The sequence below is a fragment of the Leucobacter sp. VD1 genome (genome assembly GCF_037150695.1).
GTDB lineage: Bacteria > Actinomycetota > Actinomycetes > Actinomycetales > Microbacteriaceae > Leucobacter.
Map to the genome: position 1 here is coordinate 492,120 of NZ_JBBCPO010000003.1, position 22,382 is coordinate 514,501.

The following is a 22,382-nucleotide window of genomic DNA, read 5'->3' on the forward strand; positions in this document are numbered from 1 at the left end:
CCCGGTGCCCTCCCGGCATGCTCTTCTTGTGCGCTCGTTGGGCACCCGCCCGGATCAGGCGGCGACGGTGCGGAAGCCGGCGTTGCCCATCGTGGAGTCGGGGGTGTTGCTGGAGCGAGCCGAGTTGCGGTAGCGGTTGCAGTAAGAGGGGTGGCAGAGGTAGCTGCCGCCGCGCAGCACCCGGCGTTCGTCGCTGCCTGCGCGGTTGTGCTCGTCACTGTGCTCGTCACCCCGCTCGCCGCCGCGCAGTTCGTCGCCATCTGGCCCGCGAGGGTTCACGAGCGGGGCGACGGCGTAGTAGCCGGGGTCGAAGCGGTCGGCGCACCATTCCCAGACGTTGCCGATGGCCTGCCAGAGGCCGTAGCGGTTGGGGGTGAAGGAGCGCACGGGTGCGGTGCCGATCCATCCGTCGGCGGCGGTGTTGTGGGCTGGGAAGGTGCCCTGCCACACGTTGGCGCGCCAGACGCCGTCGCTGCCGTCGATCGGGTCGTCGCCCCAGGGGTAGGTGGCTCCTGCGAGCCCGCCACGGGCGGCTCGCTCCCACTCGGCTTCGGTGGGCAGGCGTCGCCCGGCCCATGCGCAGTAGGCGAGGGCGTCGTGCCAGCTCACATGCACGGCGGGGTGCTGTTCGAGCCCGGCGAGTGACGAGGCGCGACCGCCGGGGTGCCGCCAGCTAGCGCCTCGCACCCCGATCCACCAGGGAGTTCCGGCGATGGGGCCGGTGATGTCGGCGGTGGGGGCTGCGACGAGCAGGTGGAAGACTGCGGAAGCACCGGTGCGTTCGGCGTCGGTGACGTATCCGGTGTGCTCGACGAAGCGAGCGAACTGCGCGTTCGTGACCGGGGTTGCGTCGATCTCGAAGGCGTCGAGTGTCACGGGGTGGAGGGGGAGTTCGCCGTCGGCGGCGAGGCCGTCGCCGGAGGAGTCGCCCATGGTGAAGGTGCCTGCCGGGATACGGCACTGCTCGATTTCGTGCGCTCCTGCCGGGGCGGGCGCGGTCGCGGGCAGGGGCGCGGTCGTCGCGTCGGGGCCGCCGACTGGCGTTGCTCCTGCGGGTCTGGGGGTTCCCAGATGGAGTGGTACGGGGGCCGTAGCTTTCTTCGGTGCTGCGGCAGTTGCCGGCCCGCAGCAGTGCGGAGTGTTCTGCTGGTCGCTCACTGGGCCGTGACCTCCGGGATGTGTGCGAGAGCGGCGGCTGTCGGGTGCTCTGGGGCCTCCGCGTCGCGCGAGGCCGTGTGAGTGGCTGCCCGGTCGTCGCTGGGGTGTGTCGTTGAGCCGATGCTCGAGAGCAGGGTGTCGAGCGAGGCCCGCATGCGCTCGTCGGTGGCGAACTCGGGCATGAGTAGTTTGATGGTCTGCCAGCCCATGTTCGCCGCGGCGATCTCGTCTGATGCCGTGGTCAGGTCGATGTGCGCCGGAATCTCGCCGGCCTCGCGGGCTTCTTCGAGCATGGTCATGATGCTCGTGCGCCAGCGCTGCGCATGCTCTCGTTGTGTTTTCCAGAAGGGGCGGTGTTGTGCCGCGTGGTTCCAGAATGCGAGCCCCACCCGTGCGTGCAGTGTGCCATTGTCGCCGAAGGGGAGCACTGCGAGGCAGAACTCGCGGAGGGCGTCGATCCCGTGCCTGCCGGCGGTGCGGGCGGCAATGGTGGTGTCGGCGAGTTCGCGGGTGCGGAGGAATGCCGCCATGAGCAGCGATTCCTTATCGGGGAAGTACCTGGCGAAGGCGCTGTGCGTGGTGCCGACCTCGGCGGCGATGCGACGCATGGTGAGTTGGTCGAAGCCGTCGCGCGCGATGATCTGCCAGGCGGCCTCCGCGATCTGTTCGCGGCGGGCGTCGTGGTCGACGATCTTCGGCATGCGTCTCTCGTTTCCAGGCTGGGGTGCTCCCAGCGTATCGAGTGATTCATTTGTGACCAAATGGTCTCGAAAGTGTGTTACGTTTTGGAGACCGGTTGGTCTCTAAAGTGGAGGAGTGCAAGGTGCAGCGACCCGATGTCCGTGGATACGAGGGGTTCGGGGGAGCCGTCGAAGAGTTGGCCTCGGCCTCGACCCCCTGGTACCCGGAGCCCGTTCGCGCCGCGACCGGAGCCCCGAACATCGTGGTGATACTCGTCGACGATCTCGGCTTCAGCGACCTTGCGCCGTTCGGCGGTGAGATCGACACTCCGCACATCGACAGCTTGGCGCAGCACGGTTGGACCTTCACCGGCTATCGCACCGCCCCGCTCTGCTCGCCGGCCCGCGCCTCGCTGCTCACGGGGCTCAACCCGCACCGGGCGGGGTTCGGTCTCGTCGCTCACGTGGATCCTGGCTATCCGGGATACACCTGCCAGCTTCCCGAGGATTCCGCCACTCTGCCCGAGTCGCTGCGCGCCGGAGGATACGCCACCTTCATGGTGGGCAAGTGGCATCTCACCGTCGAATCGCGCATGCACGATGGTGCAGACAAATCTTCCTGGCCGCTGCAGCGCGGCTTCGATCGCTACTACGGCTGCATGGATGGCTTCACCACCCAGTACCATCCGCACCGTCTCGTGCGCGACAACTCGGTGGTGGACGTGCCGGAGTTCGCCGACGATTACTTCCTCACCGATGATCTCACCGAGCAGGCGATCGCGATGATCGACGAACTGCGGGTCAATGATGCTGAGAAGCCATTCCTGCTCTACTTCGCGCACACCGCGGTGCACGGGCCGGTGCAGGCGAAGCCCACTGACATCGAGAAGTACCGGGGCCGCTATGAGGCTGGGTGGGACGCGCTGCGAGCAGAGCGCTTCGCACGCCAGCGGCAGCTGGGCATCGTGCCCGAGGGGGCGGTGCTGCCCGATGACGATCGTGCCGGAGCCGGGCGGATCCCCTCTTGGGATGACCTCGACCTCTCGGAGCGGGAACTCTTCGCGCGGCACATGGAGGTCTACGCGGCGTCTGTTGACGAGGTTGACCAGAGTCTCGGGCGCCTGGTTGCGCGCCTCGAGGAACTCGGCGAGCTCGACAACACGATCATCGTGGTCGCAAGCGATAACGGCGGCACTGCGGAGGGTGGCTTGGGCGGCACCCGCAGCTATTTCTCGCAGTTCTTGGCGGGGTTGCCGATGCCCGAGGGTTGGGTGCGTGATGTGCCGCGGCCGGTCGATCTCATCGGCGGCCCGCGCGTGCACGGCCACTACCCAGCCGGGTGGGCGCGCGTGTCCAACACGCCATTCCGCTCGTTCAAGGGCTCGCTCTACGAGGGCGGGGTGCACGCGCCTCTCATCGTGTCGTGGCCCGCGGCCCCCGAGGAGTTTGGCCCCGCCGGGAAGCGGCATCAGGATGCATTTGTGTCGGATCTCGCCCCGACGCTGCTGGAACTCGCGGGTGTCGCTCCTCTTGCGCAGCGCGCGGGGCTCCCGACGCTCGGATTCGACGGGGCCAGTCTTGCTCCGATGCTGCGGGATGCTGCCGCTCCAGGTCGCGAGCGGCAGTACTTCGAGGTGGCCGGCTCGCGGGCCCTGGTAGACGATGGCTGGAAGGCGATTGCGCCGGTGCCCCCGACGGCGGGCGTTGCCGACCCGGATGAGTGGGAGCTCTACCATCTCGCTGAGGATCCGACGGAGACTCGCGATCTGTCGGCGGATCAGCCGCAGCGGGTGGCTCGGCTCGCGGAGTGCTGGCGCGAAGAGGCGTGGCGCAACACGGTGTTTCCCCTAGCCGATGATGGTTCGTTGTTCTCCAACCGACCGGAGACTGAGCTGCCTCTTGCGGAGCCGGTGACGCTGGTGCCGTTCCGTCCTCCGCTGGAGCGTTTTCGGGCGGCGCAGCTGACGGTGCTGAAGTCGTTTGCGGTGGAGGCGTCATTGGTGCTCGGCGAGGGCGCGGCCGGTGTGGTGGTCGCGCACGGTGATCAGGGCGGCGGGTATCTGCTGGCGATCGAGGACGGCGCGCCGCTGATCTCCTTCAACGCGTACGGGGAGATGCACCGCGTTCGGGGCGAGGTACTCGAGCCGGGAGCGCGCGAGCTCGTGCTGCGCGTCGATGAGCTGGAGGGGCTGCGCTGGCGGCTGCGGCTGGAGGTCGACGGGGTGCTCTCGGCTGAGATTCCCGAGGTGCCGATGCTGCTGGGAATGGCGCCGTTCACCGGTATCAGTGCGGGATACGACTACGGCGGGCCCGTCGACTGGGAGCTGCACGAGCGGCACCGCACCTTCCGATTCTGCGGCGGTGATATCGCGCGTCTCCGATATCTGCCCGGAGCGCGTTCCCGCCATGATCGCACGGTGATCCACGCGATCGGCGCGGCGGCTGCGGCCGTGGCCGAGTAGCCGACGCTCTCAGAGGTTTTGCAAGATCCAATCCCAACACCCTTCTCGAAAGGAACACTATGAAACGCATCCTCGCCACTGTTGCCGGGGTCGCCGTCGCAGCGTTGGCGCTCACCTCGTGCGCAAGCGCAGGTGACGCCGCAGACGGCGGGCAATCGAGCGCCCCTTCGGAGCTCAAGATCGGCAATTTTCTCGATCTCGTCACCTGGGATCCGAGCGCCGCGGATATCGGCTTCAATGGCCCCTACCTCTCCGCTGTCTACGATCCGCTCATTGCGCTCGATGGCGAGGGTCAGCCGGTGCCGGCGCTCGCCACCGGGTGGGAGGTGTCTGACGACTCGCTCACGATCACGATGGATATCCGGGATGACGCTGAGTTCTCCAATGGTGAGAAGCTCGACGCCGATGCGGTTGTCGAGAACCTTGAGTTTCTGCAGCGGGGCATCGTCTCGCAAGAGGCCTACTTGAACGTCGAGGGCTTCGAGGCGGTCGACGCCGACACAGTGGAGATCCGCATGAAGCAGCGGGATGACCGGCTGCTCTATTTCATGGGGCTCGGTCGCAGTTACATGGTCGCGCCCTCGGTGATCGAGGCCGGCACGGCGGCTGAGGCGCCCGTGGGATCGGGGCCGTACACGCTGAGCGATAGCACGGTGCCGGGTGCGGAGTACCACTTCGATCGGGTGGCGGATCACTGGGCCGCCGATGAGTTCACCTTCGATAGCGTGACGATTGTGCCGCTGCAAGATCCCGCGGCGCGTCTGAACGCGATGGAAGCGGGTCAGGTCAACGTCATCTTTGCCGATGCGTCGATGCTCTCGACTGCAGAGTCGAACGGGTGGAGCGTGGCGCGCAAGATCGCCTCGTGGGCCGGGTTGCGGATCAACGATCACACGGGGAGCCAGGTGCCTGCGCTCGGTGATGAGCGCGTGCGGCAAGCGTTGAACTACGCCTTCGACGGTGCGTCGCTGCTCGACTCCGTCGCTCAGGGGCTGGGGGAGCCGAGCCGTCAGGTGTTCGCAGTGGGGTACCCGGGCTATGACGCCGCCATCGACGAGCGCTATGCGTTCGACATGGCGAAGGCGAAGCAGTTGCTCGCCGAGGCTGGATACGCTGACGGCTTCGATATTGCGATGCCGATGGCGCCCGCGTTCCAGCCGTGGCAGCCGATTGTCGAGCAGACCTTCGATCAGCTGGGCATCCGTCTCACCTGGGATGAGTACCAGATGGCTGATTATCAGGCGAACGCCGGCACCTACCCGATGTTCATCGTCTCGTTGGCGGTCGATTCCGACCCTGTGGCAACGATCGCCCGTCAGCTAACTGTGCCGCAGTGGTACAACCCGAAGCCTGATATCTCGGAGTTTCCCGAGCTGCAGGCCCAGGTTGACACAGCGCTCACGGCTCCTCGCGGTGACGTGCAGGATGCCGAGATCGTGAAGCTCAACGAACTGATCACCGACGCGGGTTGGTTCGTGCCCTGGTACCAGTCCGACAATGTGTTCCTGACCGACCCGGGCATCGAACTCACCCCGGTGACGGGGATGATGTTCCCCACGCTGCGGCAGATCCAGCCAGCGGGCTGATCGCGGCACCCTGCGCTCGGCGGCCTCGCACGGATCGAAACTCTCGGGATCCGTGCGGGGTCGTCGTTACTTTGCAGACAGCTCGGCGATGATCGAGTCGATGCTGGCGATGATGCTGGTGTCGGTGGCCGCTTCTGGTACGAGCACAGCCATCATTTGCCAGCCGGCGTTGTGTGCGGAGACGCGGTTGACGGCGTTTTCGATGTCGATGTGGGGGGCGAGTTCGCTGTCTTCGCGTGCTTCGGTGAGGAAGCGGCGGATCAGGCTGCGGCGGCGTGTGATGTTTTCGTGGTGGATCTCCCAGAGTTCGCTGTCTTGGGCGGCGCGGTCCCAGAAGGAGAGCACGACGCGGGAGCGCTGGGGACCGTCGGATTCGAGGGGCATAAGTTCGAGGAACATCTGCCGGAGGGCTTCGAGCCCGCGCACGCCCTGGGTACGGTGCAGTGTGTGCTCGTGGGACTTTTGGAAGACTTCGAGGAAGGCTGCGGTGAGCAGGCTTTTCTTGTCGGGGAAGTATCGTGCGATGGCACCGTGGGCGTAGCCGGCCTCGGCGGCGATTTCGCGCATGGTGACGCGGTCGAAGCCGTCCCTGATGATGATCTGGGTGACTGCCTCGACGATGTGCGCGCGGCGTTCGTCGTGGTCCACGATCTTCGGCATGTGTCTCCTTTTTCTCCCTGAATTCTAGGGAGCTTGTCCAGTTTCAATGCACCGAAGCGGTTTTCGTCACCGCCTGGTGACTAATCGTTATCTGAGCGTTACCGAAAGTGGACGCTTGGAGATTATTCTTTAGTCACCGAATGGTGATTAATGGAATCGGTGCGCGTCATCGCTGCCGCCCCGGCCGACGAAGGAGTCGAAACACATGAAGAAGATCAACCGCCTGGTGGGCGCGCTCGCGCTGCTTCCGGTCGCTGCGCTCGTTCTCTCCGCCTGCTCTTCCGGGGGAGCAGCCGAAGCGCCCGCCGACGGTGGCGGCAGCGGCGAACTCACCACGCTCAAGGTCGCCACGATCGGCCTCACCTCTGACGGCAGCCTCATTGGCGGCATCGAGCAGGGCTTCTTCGAGGAGGAGGGCCTGAAGATCGAGACCTCGATTGTCGCCAATCCGCCGGCTGGCCTCGCCGCCGTGCAGAGCGGCCAGGTCGATATCGCCTACTCGCCCAGCATTCCGCTGCTCAACGCGCTCAGCCAAGGCGTCGATATCAAGGTGATCGGTGCTGCCGATGGCTACCCCGCGGATGCCTCCGAGATCGACGACCCTGCCAAGTTCGACGACACCGGGCTGTTCGCCGCAGTGGGCAGCGACGTGAAGTCGGTCGCCGACCTCGAAGGCAAGACCATCGCCGTGCCGGCCCGCAAGGCCCAGCTCGAAGTGGTGATCGCCGGGGAACTCGAGAAGGAGGGGATCGACCCCGCCACCGGGGTGAACTGGGTAGTGCTCGATTTCACCTCCGCGGTCGCTGGCCTGCAGAACGGCACTGTCGACGCGGCCGGGCTCGTGAGCCCTTTCACCACTGAGGCTGCCTCGGCCGGCGCCAAGCAGCTGTCGGCTCCCTCCATCGGCTTCTTCGAGACGGGGGCGACCGGCCTGTGGACCGCCGGTGCGGGCACTGTTTCGCAGAAGTCGGATGCGATCGCCGCCTTCCAGCGGGCCATCGTGAAGTCGAACGAGTGGGCCACCGAGCACCCGGAGGAGGCGATCAAAGCCGGCCTCGATTACACCGACTCGCAGCTCACCGTCGATCAGGTGAAGGTGCCCGTGTGGCCGACCGTCGTGAATCTCGAGGATCTTGAGCGGCCCAACAAGAAGATGGTGGCCCTCGGCTTCCTCGCCAAGCCGGTGGATCTCACCGGTGTGATCGTTTCGGAGTAACCTCGTGCAAGACTCTCGACTGCTGAAGTGGGGGATCGGCGCCCTCGGTGCGCTGATCGCACTCGGCATCTGGCAGTTGGCGGCGGCGGGCCCCCTTGCGGGCTCGCCGCTGCCCACCGCGGGCGAGGCGATCGGTGAGCTGAGCCGCCTGGTCGTCACTCCTGAGATGTGGTCTGCCACCTGGGATACCGTCTCGATGGCCCTCCTGGGTCTTGCGATCGCGACTGCGGCGGGTGTGCTGCTCGGGATCGGTGTCGGGGTGTCGCCGCTTGCGATGCACGCCACCCGGGTGCCGCTGGAGTTTTTGAAGCCGATTCCCCCGATCGTGATCCTGCCCGTCGTGGTGCTCGTGCTGGGGCCGACGGCTGGGATGGGCATTTTTCTGGTGTTCATTGGTTGCTTCGTGTCGATTGTGGTGCAGGCTTCCGCTGGCGTGTTCGACACGGACCCTGTTGCCAAGGCCACCGGCCAGTCGTACGGGCTGAGCCGGGCATCGATTCTGTGGAGCATTGTGTTGCCGAGTGCGTTGCCCTATATCGGCACGGCGGTGCGGGTGGCCGCCCCCACTGCGCTGATCGTTGCGGTGGTGGCGGGCCTCATCGGTGGCGGCCCGGGCCTTGGCCAGAGCCTGGTGCAATCGCAGATCACGGGCAATCAGCCGCGACTGTTCGCCTATGTGCTTGTGCTCGGCATTTTGGGCCTTGTGGTGCAGGGCCTCAGCCAGTGGGGCGAGCGTCGCCTGCTGCACTGGCACCCCCAGTACCGAAAGCAGGTGTCCTGATGACCGTGACGTCGACCGTGCTCATTCGCACGCGTGAGGCGCGGCGCCAGCAGCGCAGTGGCCTCCCGAAGTGGGTGCTGATCGGTGCCGAGATTCTGGTGCCGATCCTGCTCTTGGCTGCGTGGTGGCTCGCCTCGGCGAACTCCACCAATACCTTCTTCCCGCCGTTGCAGACGATTCTTGAGCGGCTGGTGTCGCTCGCTGCGACTCCCGCGTTCTGGGGAGATCTGGGATCTTCGGTGGGCAATTTGCTGATTTCCTTCGTGCTCGCCTGCGTGATCGGTGTGGGGCTCGGCATCGCGCTTGGCATGTCGCGCTGGCTGTCGTGGCTCGTCGAGCCGACGATCCACTTCTTCCGCGCAATTCCGCCGGTTGCGCTGGTGCCGATCTTTGTGTCGCTCATCGGCTTCGGCAACGAGACGCGCATTCTTGCGATCACACTGTCTGCGGTGTTTCCGGTGCTCATTTCGACGATTGATGGCATTCATGCGGCGGATCCGGATCGCCGTGCGGTGGGCCGCATCTACCGCCTGGGCGGTTGGGACCGGATTTTCTCGGTGGCATTGCCGGAGGCGAGCCCGCGCATTCTTTCGGGGATGCAGGTGAGTCTGATCACCGCGTTTGTGGTGATGATCGCGAGCGAGATGCTGGGGTCGTCGATCGGGCTGGGTGCCCGTACGCTGCTCGCGCAGCAGTCGTTCATGATTGCCGACATGTGGGTTGGCATTCTCGTGCTGGGCATCATCGGCTATGTCGCCACCGCCCTGCTCGCTACTTTCCGGCGCCGCGTGCTGCGCTGGTACATCGCTATTCGACAGCAGGAGAAGAACCTATGACCGCCACAGTTGCTGCCGGGGCCGTGCCTCGTTTGAGCGTGCAAGGCCTCGCGAAGACCTATGACACGAAGAAGGGTGCGGTGCCCGTGATCGCCGACCTCACCTTCGATGTGTATGCCGCTGAGATCGTGTGCATTGTGGGCCCGTCGGGCATTGGCAAGACCACGTTGCTGAAGTGCCTGACGGGTTTGCAGTCGATCACTTCGGGGTCGGCGCGGATCGATGGCAAGCAGATCGATGGCCCGCCTGAGGAGATGGCGCTGGTGTTCCAGGAGTACACGCGCTCGCTGATGCCCTGGCTCACGGTGGAGAAGAACGTGCGCCTGCCGCTCAAACATTTGCGTCTGCCGGCTGCGGAACGAGAGGATCGGATTCGCGCGGCGCTCGCGGCGGTTGGGCTTTCGGGTGCGGAGTCGAAGTATCCGTGGCAGTTGTCGGGTGGGATGCAGCAGCGCGTGGCGATTGCGCGCGCGATCGCGTACCGCCCTGAGGTGCTCATCATGGATGAGCCGTTCGCTTCGGTCGACGCGCAGACCCGCTTCGAGCTCGAAGACCTCTGCCTGAAGATCCGTGATGAGTTCGGCATGACGATTGTCGTCGTGACGCATGACATCGACGAGGCCGTATATCTCTCTGACCGGGTGGTTGTGCTCGGCGAGCGGCCGGCGCGGGTGACTGAGATCATCGATGTCGGCTTTGGTCGCGTGCGCGATCAGATCGCCACGCGAGCGACGCAGGAGTTTGCTGAGCTGCGCACGGCGGTTTTTGAGCTGATCCGGCGGGCGGGTTAGCGTGGGCGAGCGTGCGGGCCGGGTAGGAGGCGACGGATCCCCGTCGCGCCGTGGCTACGAGGGGTTCGGGGGGCGTGCGGCTGAGTTCGCTTCTGAGTCGACGCCGTGGTGGCCGGAGCGGCCTGTTGCGGCGTCGGGGTCGCCGAATGTGATTGTGATGCTCGTCGATGATCTGGGGTTCAGTGATCTTGGCCCGTTCGGCAGCGAGATTCCCACCCCGCATATCGATGCCTTGGCCGGTGACGGCTGGGTGTTCACGAACTACCGCACTGCTCCGATGTGCTCGCCCGCGCGCGCGGCGCTTATGACCGGCCTGAATCCGCACCGTGCAGGGTTCGGGTATGTGGCGCACACTGATCCGGGGTATCCGGGGTTCACGTGCGAGTTGCCGGAAGATGCGCCGACGCTGGCGGAGTCGTTGCGGGCGGGCGGGTACGCCACGTTCGCGGTGGGGAAGTGGCATCTCACGCTCGAATCTCGTCTGCATGATGCCGCAGATAAGTCGTCGTGGCCGGTGCAGCGGGGCTTCGACCGCTATTTCGGCAGCATGGATGGCTTCACTTCGCTGCATCATCCGCACCGTCTGGTGCGCGACAATTCGGTGGTCGATGTGCAGCGTTTTCCTGATGACTATTTCTTGACGGATGAGCTGACCGATGAGGCGCTCGCCATGATTGATGAGTTGCGGGTCAACGATGCGGCGAAGCCGTTCTTCCTCTATTACGCACACACCTCGGTGCACGGGCCGATTCAAGCCAAGCAGGTTGATATCGAGCGGCATCGGGGGCGCTACGAGGCGGGATGGAATGCGCTTCGTGAGGCGCGGTTCGCCCGCCAGCGCGAGCTTGGGGTGGTGCCGCCGCACGCCGAGCTGCCCGCGGATGCGATTGCCGATGGGGACCGCATTCCACAGTGGGATTCGTTGAGCGACGAGGATCGTGCGCTGTTCGCCCGCCATATGGAGGTCTACGCCGCCGCCGTCGACGAGGTCGATCAGAGCGTCGGCCGGCTGCTCGCCCACTTGGAGCGCCTGGGCGAGCGGGAGAACACGATCGTGGTGCTTGCGAGCGATAACGGCGGCACCGCTGAGGGCGGGCCGAGTGGCACGCGCAGCTATTTCGCCCAGTTCGGCCACTCCGCCCCGGTGCCAGAGGGGTGGGTACGCGATGTGCCGCGCGAGCTGGAGCAGATCGGTGGCCCGCAGGTGTTCAGCCAGTATCCGACCGGGTGGGCGCGGGTGTCGAATACCCCGTTCCGCTCGTTCAAAGCGTCGACCTACGAGGGCGGCGTGCACGCGCCGCTCATCGTGTCGTGGCCGGCGGCGCCGGTGCGTGCTCGTGGTTTGCGTGATCAGTTCGTGTTTGTGTCGGATCTGGCACCCACGATCCTGGAGTTGACGGGGGTGCCTGCGCTCGCCGAGCTGCGGGGGCGGCGCACGCAGCAGCCGGATGGCGCAAGCGTGGCCGGGGTGCTGCGCGATGCGGCGGCCGAGGGGCGTGAGGCGCAGTACTTCGAGTGCGTGGGGCGTCGCGCGATGGTCGACGGCGATTGGAAGGCGGTGTCGCCGGTGCCGCCGTCGCGGGAGGATGGCGCTTCCGGCGGCGCGTGGGAACTGTATCACCTTGCCGATGATCCGACTGAGACTCGCGATCTTGCCGGGGTGGAGCCGGAGCGCACCGCGGCGCTTGCTGAGCGGTGGCGTGATGAGGCGTGGGGCAATGCGGTGTTTCCGCTTGATGATGACGACTCGCTGCATCTGAACCGCCCGGAGTCTGAGGCGCCGCTCGCCGATCCAGTGAACCTGGTGCCGTTCCGTCCACCGCTTGAGCGGTTCCGTGCGGCGCAGCTCACGGTGCTGAAGTCGTTCGTGGTTGAGGCGTCGCTCGTGCTGCACGGCACCGATGCGGGCGGTGCCGAAGCGGTCGACGACGCAGCCGGCACCGAAGTGCCTCACGCCGTCGCGGCCGAGGGCGTGGTGGTGGCGCACGGCGATCAGGGCGGGGGATACCTGCTGGCGATCGAGCACGGTGCCCCGCTGCTGGCGTACAACGCCTATGGCGACATGCATCGTGCGTGCGGTGCGGCGCTGCGGCCGGGGGCTCGCGAACTGGTGCTGCGTGTCGACGAGCTGGAAGGGTTGCGCTGGCGGTTGCGGCTGGAGGTCGACGGCGAGCTGTCTGCTGAGATCTCCGAGGTGCCGATGCTGCTGGGCATGGCGCCGTTTACGGGCATCAGCGTGGGCTACGACTACGGCGGGCCTGTCGATTGGCAGTTGCATGAGCGGCACGGCGGCGGGTTTCACTTCACGGGCGGCGCGATTGAGCGCTTGCGTTACGTGCCGGGTGCTCGTTCGCAGCATGACCGCACGGTGCTGCGCCAGATCGGCGAGGCTGTCGCCGATCTGGCTGATTGAGCCGGTCGCTCAGCCGAGGGGCAGCGTCTCCACCGCGAACGGGAAGACGACGGCCCCGCCGGTGGCGTAGTTGGGCACGTCGGCTTCGACGGCTTGGCCTTCGGGCGAGGCGAGCGCCGCCCCGAGGGCCGCTTCGTCTGCGAAGCTGGCCTGGAAGATGCCGAAGTACGGCCCCTCGCCGGGTTCGCTGATGCCGAGCGCGTAGGTGATCTCCTGCACGCCCGGCAGTTTGGCGCAGAGCGGCAGGTGGGTGCTGAGGTAGTAGTCGGTGAACGCGGCGCGGTCGGTGGGTTCGGGGTAGAGCACGGTGAGCTTGTGCATGTGGACCTCCTGGGGCGTGTGGGTGAGAGGGGCGGATCAGCTGCGGTTGAACACCCGACGCCCGGCGAACCAGGTCTCGTCGACGGTGGTGTGCACGAGCGTGTTCGCTGGGTGCTCGAGGGGGTTGCGATCGAGCAGCACGAAGTCGGCCGACTTGCCGGCTTCGAGCGAACCCGTCTCGGAGGCGAGGCCGAGCGCGGTGGCGCCGCCGATGGTGAAGGCCGCGATGGCTTCGTCGAGCGTGATGGCCTGTTCGGGCCAGAGAGTGCCCGGGTACTGGCCGCTCGGGTCTTCGCGGGTGACGAGGCCGTGGATGCCCTCCCACGCGTTCGGCGAGACCGACACGGGCCAGTCCGAGCCGCCCGCCACGACGGCGCCAGCGTCGAGCAGGTCGCGGTTGGGCTGCATGCGGTCGGCCCGTTCGCGGGGCAGCACTTCGCGGATCGCGTCGACGATGGGGCCGGGCACCCAGATGAAGGGCGAGATCTCGGCGACGACGCCGAGCTCCGCGAAGCGAGAGATGTCGTCGGGGTGGATGAACTGGCCGTGCGCCACGTGGTAGCGGGTGTCCGAGAAGCCTTCGCGGCGCAGCGTCTCGACCGAGTTCAGCACGGCGTGCACGGAGGCGTCGCCGGTGCAGTGAATCTTCGCCGAGATGCCGTGCTGGGCGACGCGGCGCAGCCAGTCGGTGAGCTCTTCGGGCTTGAGCAGGGTATCGCCGTGGTGGTGGGCGCCGTGCACGTCGTCGGGCAGGTAGGGCTCGATGAACGCGCCGGTGCGCGTCGGGGGCACGCCGTCGAGAAAGATCTTCACGAAGTCGGGCCGGTGGTGCTCGGTGCGGAAGCGCTCGCCGTCGAAGACGAGGTCTTCGCCCACGGGGGTGTAACCGAAGATTTCGTCGTTGATGAGCATCGATGACACGACCCAGGCGTTGAGTTCTCCGCTCGCGTCGAGCGAGCGCAGCGCCTCCAGGGTGGGCGTCGACACGGCGGCGTCCTGGAACGCGGTCACGCCGTAGGAGTTCAAGATTTCGACGCCGCGCTGCGAGGCCTGACGGTCCTGCTCGGCAGAGAGGCCGCCTGCGGCGTGCAGGGCGCGGGCGACGGGGATCCCGGCGGCTTCGAACAGCACGCCGGTGTGGCGGCCGTCGGCGTCGACGACCACGCCGTCCTGGTCGGGTTCGACGCCCGCGAGTTCGAGCGCGCGCGAGCTGACCCAGCGGTTGTGATGCGAGTCGTCGGAGAGCATGACGGGGCGCCCGCCAGCGGCCTCGTCGAGCTGCGCAAGCGCGTCGGCGGTGCTGAGTTCGCCGAGGCGGTCGCTGGCCCAGGGGCTGCCGACGATCCAGGCGTCTTCGGGCAGTGTTGCGGCGTGTTCGCGCACGGCGGCGATGATGCCGTCGAGGTGGGCGCCGATGGGCAGGCGCAGCTGGAACAGCTCCTCTTCGCCGGCGAGGGCGTGGTGGTTGTGGGCGTCGATGAGGCCGGGCATGACGAAGGCCCCTGCGAGGTCTCGCGATTCGGTGTCGGGGCCTGCGAGGGCACCGATCTCCTCGGCCGATCCGACCGCGAGGATGCGGCCGTCGGCGACGGCCATCGCTTCGGCCCAGGGTTTCGCTGGGTCGACGGTGTAGATGCGGCCGTTGGTGAGGATGAGTTCTGGGTGGGTGGTCATCGATGACTCCAGACGTGGGTGGTGGATGGGTGTTGCTATTTGCCGCAGGCGCAGCCGGGGTTGCCGCAGTGGCAGGCGTCGCCCGCGCAGCAGCGGCAGTCGGTTTCGGCGCAGCAGCCGCCGTCGCTGCCGCAGACGGTTGAGGCGCGGGCGTCTGCAGGCAGATCCATGGCGGGGTTGTGATCGAGGAAGCCGTGCGGTTTGAACCAGAAGCCCGAGTAGTCGACGGGCATGATGGGCCAGTCTTCGGTGCGCGGGATGTGGGTGGGGCCGAAAACGTGCCACAGCACGATGTCCTCGCCGTCGAGCGAGCGGTCGGCTTTCGTCCACTCGGGCAGGCCCGCGCCCGGGGCGTGGGCGCCGGGGTGGAAACCGGCCGGGTAGAGCTCTTCTGGGTGGTACTGGGTGCCCCACAGGTGCTTCGTCGCGAAGTTCGCGCGCCCGTGCACGGTCGCCTCGGGCTGCGCAGCGAGCAGCATCTTGCCCTCGGGAATTAGCCAGTAGGAGGTGGGCTTGCCGACGTGGTTGGTGCGGTGCGCTGAGCGCACTTCCCAGACGCGGCTGGTGAGTCCGTTGGCGAGGCGCTGCGCCTCTTGCTCGGTCTTCAGCTGGGTGTCTGACCAGGTGAAGGCGTTGCCGTAGGGGTTGTCGGGGCCGATGGGGATGCCGACGGCTTCGATCTCGTGCAGCGTGTTGTCTTCGCCGTCGATGGCCGCGTCGATGCGCGCGCAGAAGAGATGCTGGTGCACGGGGGTGAAGATGCCGGGGGCGATCTCGGTGCGGTGGGGGTCGTCGCTGCCGGGGGTTCCGGCGCCTGCGAAGACGATGCCAGTGGCTTTCGCCTCGACCTGGATGGAGCCGTCGAGGTAGAAATACCAGAAGAATCCGTAGTCGTAGTTGCCGATGGTCGAGAAGTAGCTCACCACGAGTCGGCGGCTGCGGCGCACTTCGGCGTTGCCGTCGAGGTCGGTGTGCTTCCAGAGGATGCCGTAGTCCTCTTCGTGCATGCAGATGGCCTGGGGGATGTTCACGGGGTGGCCGTGGTCGTCGGGCACGAAGGCGTCGAAGTAGTGGATCACGCCGAGGCAGTCGCAGCCGAGGGCGAGCGAGTTCGCGTTCTTACCGAGCAGGTATTCGCCGGCGTCGAAGTAGCTGATCCAGTAGCGGCTCACCGAGGTGTCACCGTAGGGCACGACCATTTCGGGCACGCTGGCCCGGTGCGCGACGGAGCGATCTTCGTCGCAGTCTCGGAAGGTGATCTGGTTGAGCACCAGGCCTTCCTGCTGGGTGAAGCCGACACGAAACTTCCAGTTCTCCCACTGCACGAGGCTGCCGTTGACCGAGAAGGAGGGGCCTTCGGGTTGTGTGATCTCGATGGGCTTCAGACTGGTGCGCGCGGGGCCTTGCACGTCGAGAGTGTAGTTGCCGTGCGCTTCGGGCACGGGCACGTCGCCTTCGTCGTCGATGCGGATCACGCGGCGTTCGGTGAGGTCGACGTGCACCACGAGCCCTTCGATGGGGTGGGCCCAGGGGCTGTCGGTCACGGAGAAGCGCAGGTAGGTGTGGGAGCGCACGAGGCGGCGGCCGATTTCGTCTTCGCGCCCGAAGAAGCCGGGTGCGAGCGGTGAGCAGAAGGCGAGTTCCATGTGCTCGGCGAGGCCGCGGCGGCGCATAGCGGTCTGCCACTCGGGGGAAGCCTTGACGATGGCGGCGGCGTCCTCGTACTCCTCGAAGAGGTACTGGGGCTGGCCGTAGGGGGCCTCGGTGTTGGGCAGCATCTGCAGGCTGTCGATCTCGCCGCGCGTGACGGCGACGATCGCCTCGGAGGCGACGCCGGTGCTGCGGTCCAGCAGGGTGACGCGGATGCGGCGGTTGAGTGGATCGCCCGGTTGCCATGCCGCGAGCTCGGCTTTCGGAGGGTCGACGGGCAGCATGCGCGGCACGCGGGTGTGCTCGCTGAAGTGGCCGGCTTGGGCGAGGATGCGCCGGGCTTCGGCGATCTCGGCTCCGGTGAGCGGATCGAGGGGGTGCTCGGCCGTCTCGGGGGTGGTGACCCGCTTGCCGTGCGTGTGGCTGGCGTCGGGCTGGTGCGGGCCGGCGGGGGCGTGCGTCATTGAAATCATCCTCGTCGTGGTGACCGGTGGAGCGTCCTCTCTCAGTATCCCAATCGGCTTGGCATTTGGATAGCGTGCGGGGCTCGTGGTCGTTGACCGTGGGTGCTGCGGGGTTGATCCTGCGGGCACGATGCCAGTGTGGCACCGCTCTCAGCTGCGCTGAGCCGCCCGCAGTTGACTCAGCGTGAAGAGTGCTGGGCTGCGAGCGCCCACCCCGTCGTCGTGACATCCGGAAGCGGCGATGATGAGGGTGGACGGGTCGCTTCGGCCCGCGACAACGGGCCTCGGGTGAAAGGAACCTCATGGCAGAGCAGAACAATGGTGTTCAGGGGCGGGTCGTCGTGATCACTGGCGGTGGCACGGGGATCGGCGCGGCGGTTGCCGAGCGATACGCGGGCGAGGGTGCCCAGGTGGTGCTGATCGGGCGTAGGATCGGCCCGCTTGAGGAGGTCGCGACCCGGCTCGGTGGCACCGCGATCGCTGCTGACGCCGCCGATGGCGAGTCGGCGCGGGCGGCTGTGGCGCAGATCCTCGAGAAGTTCGGTCGCATCGACGTGCTGGTGGCGAACGCCGGCGGCCACGGCTTCAATGCGGTGGGCGAGACCGACGACGAGACGTGGGAGTCGTCGATCCGTGTGAATCTCACCACGGCGTTCACGATGTCGCGTGAGGCGCTGCCGGCGCTCGTGGAGAGCCGCGGGCAGATCGTGGTGATCTCCTCGCTCGCCGGTGTCTTCGCGGGCCCGAAGGTGGCCGGCTACACCACCACGAAGCACGCGCTCATCGGGCTGACCCGGTCTATGGCGCGAGATTATGGCGTGCACGGGGTGCGCGTGAACGCGGTCTGCCCGGGGTGGACCCGCACGCCGATGGCGGATGCCGAGATGGATGAGTTCATGAACCATGTGCCTGAGCTCACGAGCCGCGATGAGGCCTACGGTCGCGTCACGCGCGATGTGCCGCTGAAGCGGGTGGGGGAGCCTGAGGAGATCGCCTCGGTGGTGCGTTTCTTGGGTTCGCACGAGTCGTCGTACATCACGGGCGCTGTGATCATGGCCGATGGCGGCGCGCACGTCGTTGATCTTCCCACGCTCGCATTCGAGCACGCAGGTATGTAGGGGCGGATCCGCTCTCGGCTCTGAGGCGTTCGCCTGTGGGGCCTGGGTGGATTCGTTTGCCGAGCCGAGGGTCGGGTGCCGACCACTGAACAGAAGGGAGTGGGACGATGGAGTTCCACCACAACGGGTACACCACTGTCGATCCGCGCATCGAGCCGGCTGCGGGGGTCGGACTGGACCGACCGGACGAGCTGCCCGAACAGGTCGATGTGTTGATCGTGGGCTCGGGCCCCGCCGGCATCATCACAGCCGCGCAGCTCGCACAGTTTCCGGGCGTCACCACGCGGATCGTGGAGCGACGGGCTGGTCGCTTGGAGGTAGGTCAGGCTGATGGGATTCAGGCGCGCAGCGTGGAGACGTTTCAGGCGTTCGGTTTCGCTGAGCAGATCATCCAGGAGGCATACCAGCTTGTCGATACCGAGTTTTGGACGCCGGACCCGGCGGATCCGCACAAGATCCACCGCAGCTCGACCACACCGGACACCCTCATCGGCATCAGTGAGTTTCCACAGCTGATCGTCAATCAGACGCGCGTGGCCGACTACCTCGCCGAGTTCGCAGAGCGTTCGCCGGCGCGGGGGCGGGTCGATTACGGCTACGAGTTCGAAGGGCTTGAGGTCGGTGAAGGCGAGTATCCCGTGGCGGTGACGCTGCGGCGCACGGCCGGCCCCGACGAGGGCAGCATACGAGTGGTGCACGCGAAGTATGTGGTGGGCGCCGATGGTGCACGCAGCCGCGTGCGGGCAGCGATCGGGGGCCGACTGGCGGGCGATCAGGCGATGCACGCCTGGGGTGTGATGGATGCGCTCGCTGTCACCGATTTCCCGGACACTCGCCGAAAGAGCATCATTCAGTCGGGTGACGGCGGCAACATTCTGGTGATCCCGCGCGAGGGCAACTATTTGGTGCGCTGGTACGTCGATCTCGGCGAGACCGGTGAGCACGACAATGGGGCTGTGCGTCAGACTTCGGTCGAGCAGATCGCGGCCCGGGCGAATGCGATCCTGCACCCGTACACCCTCGATGTGAAGGATGTTTCCTGGTGGAGCGTCTACGAGGTGGCGCACCGTCTCACCGACCGTTTCGATGATGCTGACGCGCACGAGGGCGGGCGGCGTGCCCCGCGCGTGTTTCTCGCGGGCGATGCCTGCCACACGCACAGCGCCAAGGCGGGCCAGGGCATGAATGTGTCGTTGCAGGATGGCTGGAATCTGGCGTGGAAGCTGGGCTATGTGCTTGAGGGTCGCAGCCCCGAGTCGCTGCTGCAGACCTATTCTGAGGAGCGGCGGGTGATTGCGCAGAATCTGATCGACTTCGACAAGGAGTGGTCGACGCTGATGGCGAAGAAGCCTGAGGAGTTCGCGTCGCCGCGTGAGCTTGAGGATTTCTATATCGCGACGGCCGAGTTTCCGGCTGGCTTTATGACGCAGTACGGGCCGTCGACGCTCACCGGCGATGGGGCCCATCAGGGTCTTGCGACGGGATTCCCGGTGGGCAAGCGCTTCAAGTCTGCTGAGGCGGTGCGGGTTGCCGATGGTGTGCTTGCGCATCTGGGCCATCACCACCGCGCGGATGGGCGATACCGCATCTACGCCTTCGCCGATGCGGGCGCCGAGGCATTGAATCGGTGGGCTGAGTGGATGCTGTCGTCGGAGCACTCCCCGGTGCGCCGGTTCACTCCGACGGGCGCCGACCTCGACAGCCGCTTCGATGTGAAGGCGGTCTACCAGGAGGGGTATCACGACATCGATCTGGGCCGTGTGCCGGCGTTGTTCATGCCGCGCCGCGGGCCGTTCCAGCTCATCAACTACGAGAAGACGTGGGCTGCCATTCCGGGCAACGACATCTTCGACGAGCGCGGGGTGAGCCGCGACGGTGCCGTGGTGGTGGTGCGGCCCGATCAGTATGTCGCGACGGTGCTGCCGCTCTCGGCGACCGACGAACTCGCCGCGTTCTTCGAGCCGATTTTCACGGCCGCCGAGTGAGACTACGATTCACTCCGACATCCGCAACAACCTCGGGGCTCGCTACGGTGATCTCTTGGGCGCCTTCAAGGATCGCTGCTTTCTCGGGCTTTGCGCCGTCTCGCAATTGACTTCGCACGGTGCCCAGACGGCGACGCCGGTCGCTTGACCGAACGAGGTCCCGGCTCAGTCGACGGTCGCCATGATAGAGAATGGCTTGCCAGTTGACCTGAGCATCGGGGTCGACGAGGTTTTGCTTGGGCTTCCGCGGTGGTTTGGGTGCGACATACAGCCAACTGACGAGACCGAGCACCGCGTCGACGATCGAATTGCGAAGTCCAATGTAGGAGATGGCCGCCCAAGTCGCCATGACGGCGTTGAAGCTCGCGAAGGCGAAGTTGCCCCAGTTCCCCTGGTTGAAGTCTCGGTAGGCCGTAACAATTGAGAACGCGATAATGACGTAAGGCAGTATCACGTAGGTCGCGGGCGCAGACGTACGCCCCTTGACCTTTGGCGTGCGGGCGAAGGGGATTTTCTGCCCTGTCACGCCCTGCTGCAGAGACTTCAGCACCCCAGCGAGGTTGACAGGAAGAAGGATGAGATTGAATCCGTAGATGCGGAAGATGTCACCGACTCGATGGCCGCTCGCGCGGAGATCGAGAGACTGAGAAATGAAGTAGGGCAGCGCCGCCGCAACGACCAGAGGGCTGAGGAGGCGCGAGTCAAACGGAAAAAAGAGCAGGAGAATGAGGCCAAAGCTCGCCCAGGCAATGGACGACATGTAGTTGGTTCGGAGGAGCTTTTCGGGGAGACGCACCCGGGTCGAGGTGCCTCTTCTCGCTCCGATCATCTCGAACATTTTCGGCATGATCAGCAACCCGCCATTCGCCCATCGGCGGCGCTGAACAACGAGCGAACCAAAGTCGGGCGGCGTCGCACTGTAGCTGAGGCGCTCGGGATAGTTCTCCAGCTCCCAGCCGTGTGCGCCAAGATCGATGCTCGACTCGGTGTCCTCGATGACTGTGCGGTCCTGCACGTAGGTGGTGATCTCGAAGCCGCCGACGGTCTCGGTAACCGCGATATCGTCAAGCGCAGCTTTGCGGATGACTGCGTTGGCACCCACCCAGAAGGTCGCGTTGAAATAGGTGAACCCCTGGTGCTGGATGTGCTGAAGGTCAGTTGTTGCACCGGCGATCCGCTCAATCCGTGTGGGGGCGCCACGGAACGAGGAGTAGGGGGTTTGAGTGACGGCGACGCGCTCGTTCTCGGGCTGCTCCAACAGGTAGACCAGCCGAACGCAGTAGTCACGTAGGAGCTGTGAGTCTGCGTCGAGCGTGAGCACGTAGCGTGAATCGGGAACCACGAGATCAGGCTCTCCAGCGTCGCGCTTACGCAGGCGCTCGAGAATATGTTCTCCAGTCCCGCTGGAAAGGCGATAGCTCCCTCCCATGAGCGAGAGGTACGAGTTCAAGTTCATCGCCTTGTTCGGCTCCTGCGAGAGCGACGCATATCGCTTCCGCTCGAAGGAGTCGAGATCTGCGCTGAAGATCCATACGAGTCTTTGATAGAGCTGCTGCAGGCGTTCTCGGTCAGGCGAGGAATGTTGCTCGTAGGCGGCGAGAAGGGCGAGGCGAGTGAGGCTCAGGTCATTCGAAAGGCCCAGGAGCACCTGCTCTGCGAAGAACTCAGCCATGTGGTCTTCGATCTTCTCCGAGGCTGCGAACTCATCGAGCCATCGGATTGCAGCGGTATAGGCATCTGCTGCGCGCCGCGCATCCTCGGGAACGGTCTCCGCTTGCGTCGTGGTCTCGAAGTGGCGCATCGCGTCCATCGCCTGCTGTCGAGGCACCTCAAGTTTCTCAGCGATCTCGCCGAGAAGCCCACGGGTGCGATTGAGGCGAGCCAGGGCATCCTCGCTCATGCCGCGTTCGTTGTCGTCGATCAGCAGCACAACGCGCAAACTGGGGAACTCCTGGAGCGCGGCCGACCAGAGGGTGTACCGCACGACCTCTGGCTCTTCGTCGTAGCTCGGAATTAAGACGGTGATGTCAGCTTCCGACTCGGCGAAGTGGGCGTCAATGAGTGCCCGTTCCACGCGCCGGTGCTCTCGAAACCGGATCAGGGCGCCATACCGAGCAATGAGGTACATGAGCGCGGAATAAGTCAATGAGGTGATCGTGATGCCGTATACCCAGGTCTGCACATGAAACACGAACGACTGCGAGGGATCCTCGATCGTCATGCGCAGGATGGTGGTGGTCATATAGGAGAACCAAGCGAGAATCGTGATCAGGATTGCCGCTCGAGCCCATACGATTGCCGACTTGCTCGGTCTCGAGTGCATGATCGCGAGCGGCTCCGAGCGGCGCTCTGCGCCCCACTGTCGCCTACGCCGAGGCAGCTCTGCCTGGGGTTCTTCCACCATTGCCTCCTCGGCAGACCTGTGTCTCGTTCGACGATGGTCAGTGAGCGACTCCGCTCATTTGGGTACCAACGAAAGGCGCTTGTCGACTCGCGACACTACCCGCCTTCGCGCACCATATAGCATAGTCGAGGGGCCGACCCAGTGAAGGTGACACTGTCCGTCGGATACCGACCAGTGTGAGGA

Annotated in this window: 16 protein-coding genes; 9 read left to right on the forward strand and 7 right to left on the reverse strand. The window is 65.9% G+C overall.

Going from position 1 to position 22,382, the window contains the following annotated elements; genetic code table 11:
- Positions 1-54: 54 nt before the first annotated feature.
- Together WFL22_RS11245 and WFL22_RS11250 are read right to left on the reverse strand one after the other, a co-directional pair.
- Positions 55-1,008 carry a formylglycine-generating enzyme family protein gene (locus WFL22_RS11245; protein WP_442918978.1) on the reverse strand — a complete coding sequence of 318 codons (954 nt, stop codon included), beginning with the start codon at positions 1,006-1,008 and terminating at the stop codon, positions 55-57.
- 146 nt (positions 1,009-1,154) lie between these two features.
- Positions 1,155-1,859, reverse strand: a complete 705-nt coding sequence (locus tag WFL22_RS11250; protein ID WP_336992847.1) for a TetR/AcrR family transcriptional regulator — start codon at positions 1,857-1,859, stop codon at positions 1,155-1,157.
- A gap of 122 nt (positions 1,860-1,981) precedes the next feature.
- On the opposite strand from WFL22_RS11250, the gene WFL22_RS11255 reads away from it, so the two are divergent.
- The gene (locus WFL22_RS11255; protein WP_336992848.1) at positions 1,982-4,300 is read left to right on the forward strand and encodes a sulfatase-like hydrolase/transferase; all 2,319 of its coding nucleotides are present in this window, start codon (positions 1,982-1,984) and stop codon (positions 4,298-4,300) included.
- A 59-nt stretch (positions 4,301-4,359) separates the two neighbouring features.
- Positions 4,360-5,886: an ABC transporter substrate-binding protein gene (locus WFL22_RS11260; protein WP_336992849.1), complete on the forward strand. Its 1,527-nt coding sequence runs from the start codon at positions 4,360-4,362 to the stop codon at positions 5,884-5,886.
- A 66-nt stretch (positions 5,887-5,952) separates the two neighbouring features.
- Here WFL22_RS11260 and WFL22_RS11265 read toward each other — a convergent pair whose 3' ends face one another.
- The gene (locus tag WFL22_RS11265; RefSeq protein WP_336651798.1) at positions 5,953-6,546 is read right to left on the reverse strand and encodes a TetR/AcrR family transcriptional regulator; all 594 of its coding nucleotides are present in this window, start codon (positions 6,544-6,546) and stop codon (positions 5,953-5,955) included.
- A gap of 205 nt (positions 6,547-6,751) precedes the next feature.
- Here WFL22_RS11265 and WFL22_RS11270 point away from each other — a divergent pair, with 205 nt between their 5' ends.
- The 5 genes from WFL22_RS11270 to WFL22_RS11290 are packed head-to-tail and all read left to right on the forward strand — an operon-like array spanning position 6,752 to position 12,583.
- A complete protein-coding gene (locus WFL22_RS11270) occupies positions 6,752-7,762 on the forward strand; it encodes an ABC transporter substrate-binding protein (protein ID WP_336651797.1) in 1,011 nt (336 codons plus the stop codon).
- Positions 7,763-7,766: 4 nt separating this feature from the next.
- The gene (locus WFL22_RS11275) at positions 7,767-8,543 is read left to right on the forward strand and encodes an ABC transporter permease (protein ID WP_336651796.1); all 777 of its coding nucleotides are present in this window, start codon (positions 7,767-7,769) and stop codon (positions 8,541-8,543) included.
- Complete coding sequence (locus WFL22_RS11280) at positions 8,543-9,379, forward strand: ABC transporter permease (RefSeq protein WP_336651795.1); 837 nt, start codon at positions 8,543-8,545, stop codon at positions 9,377-9,379. Before WFL22_RS11275 ends, WFL22_RS11280 begins: the two co-directional genes overlap by 1 nt.
- Entirely contained in the window at positions 9,376-10,170 is a 795-nt protein-coding gene (locus tag WFL22_RS11285) for an ABC transporter ATP-binding protein (protein WP_336651794.1), read from the forward strand. Before WFL22_RS11280 ends, WFL22_RS11285 begins: the two co-directional genes overlap by 4 nt.
- 1 nt (position 10,171) lies before the next feature.
- Complete coding sequence (locus WFL22_RS11290; protein ID WP_336651793.1) at positions 10,172-12,583, forward strand: arylsulfatase; 2,412 nt, start codon at positions 10,172-10,174, stop codon at positions 12,581-12,583.
- Between the two features lie 9 nt (positions 12,584-12,592).
- Here the strand turns inward: WFL22_RS11290 and WFL22_RS11295 are convergent, their stop codons facing one another.
- From WFL22_RS11295 to WFL22_RS11305, 3 genes are read right to left on the reverse strand one after another with little or no spacing between them, the layout of a single operon-like run.
- Positions 12,593-12,904 carry an EthD family reductase gene (locus tag WFL22_RS11295; protein ID WP_336651792.1) on the reverse strand — a complete coding sequence of 104 codons (312 nt, stop codon included), beginning with the start codon at positions 12,902-12,904 and terminating at the stop codon, positions 12,593-12,595.
- Positions 12,905-12,940: 36 nt separating this feature from the next.
- Positions 12,941-14,578: an amidohydrolase gene (locus tag WFL22_RS11300; RefSeq protein WP_336992850.1), complete on the reverse strand. Its 1,638-nt coding sequence runs from the start codon at positions 14,576-14,578 to the stop codon at positions 12,941-12,943.
- Between the two features lie 35 nt (positions 14,579-14,613).
- Positions 14,614-16,692, reverse strand: coding sequence for a primary-amine oxidase (locus WFL22_RS11305; protein WP_336992851.1), 2,079 nt, complete (start codon positions 16,690-16,692; stop codon positions 14,614-14,616).
- Positions 16,693-16,994: 302 nt separating this feature from the next.
- On the opposite strand from WFL22_RS11305, the gene WFL22_RS11310 reads away from it, so the two are divergent.
- Both WFL22_RS11310 and WFL22_RS11315 read left to right on the forward strand, forming a co-directional pair.
- Complete coding sequence (locus tag WFL22_RS11310; RefSeq protein WP_336651789.1) at positions 16,995-17,810, forward strand: SDR family NAD(P)-dependent oxidoreductase; 816 nt, start codon at positions 16,995-16,997, stop codon at positions 17,808-17,810.
- Positions 17,811-17,917: 107 nt separating this feature from the next.
- Complete coding sequence (locus WFL22_RS11315) at positions 17,918-19,795, forward strand: FAD-dependent monooxygenase (protein ID WP_336651788.1); 1,878 nt, start codon at positions 17,918-17,920, stop codon at positions 19,793-19,795.
- Here the strand turns inward: WFL22_RS11315 and WFL22_RS11320 are convergent.
- On the reverse strand, positions 19,779-22,037 hold the full coding sequence (locus WFL22_RS11320; RefSeq protein WP_336661109.1) for a glycosyltransferase family 2 protein: 2,259 nt from the start codon (positions 22,035-22,037) through the stop codon (positions 19,779-19,781). The two genes, WFL22_RS11315 and WFL22_RS11320, sit on opposite strands and share 17 nt — an antisense overlap.
- Positions 22,038-22,382 lie beyond the last annotated feature (345 nt).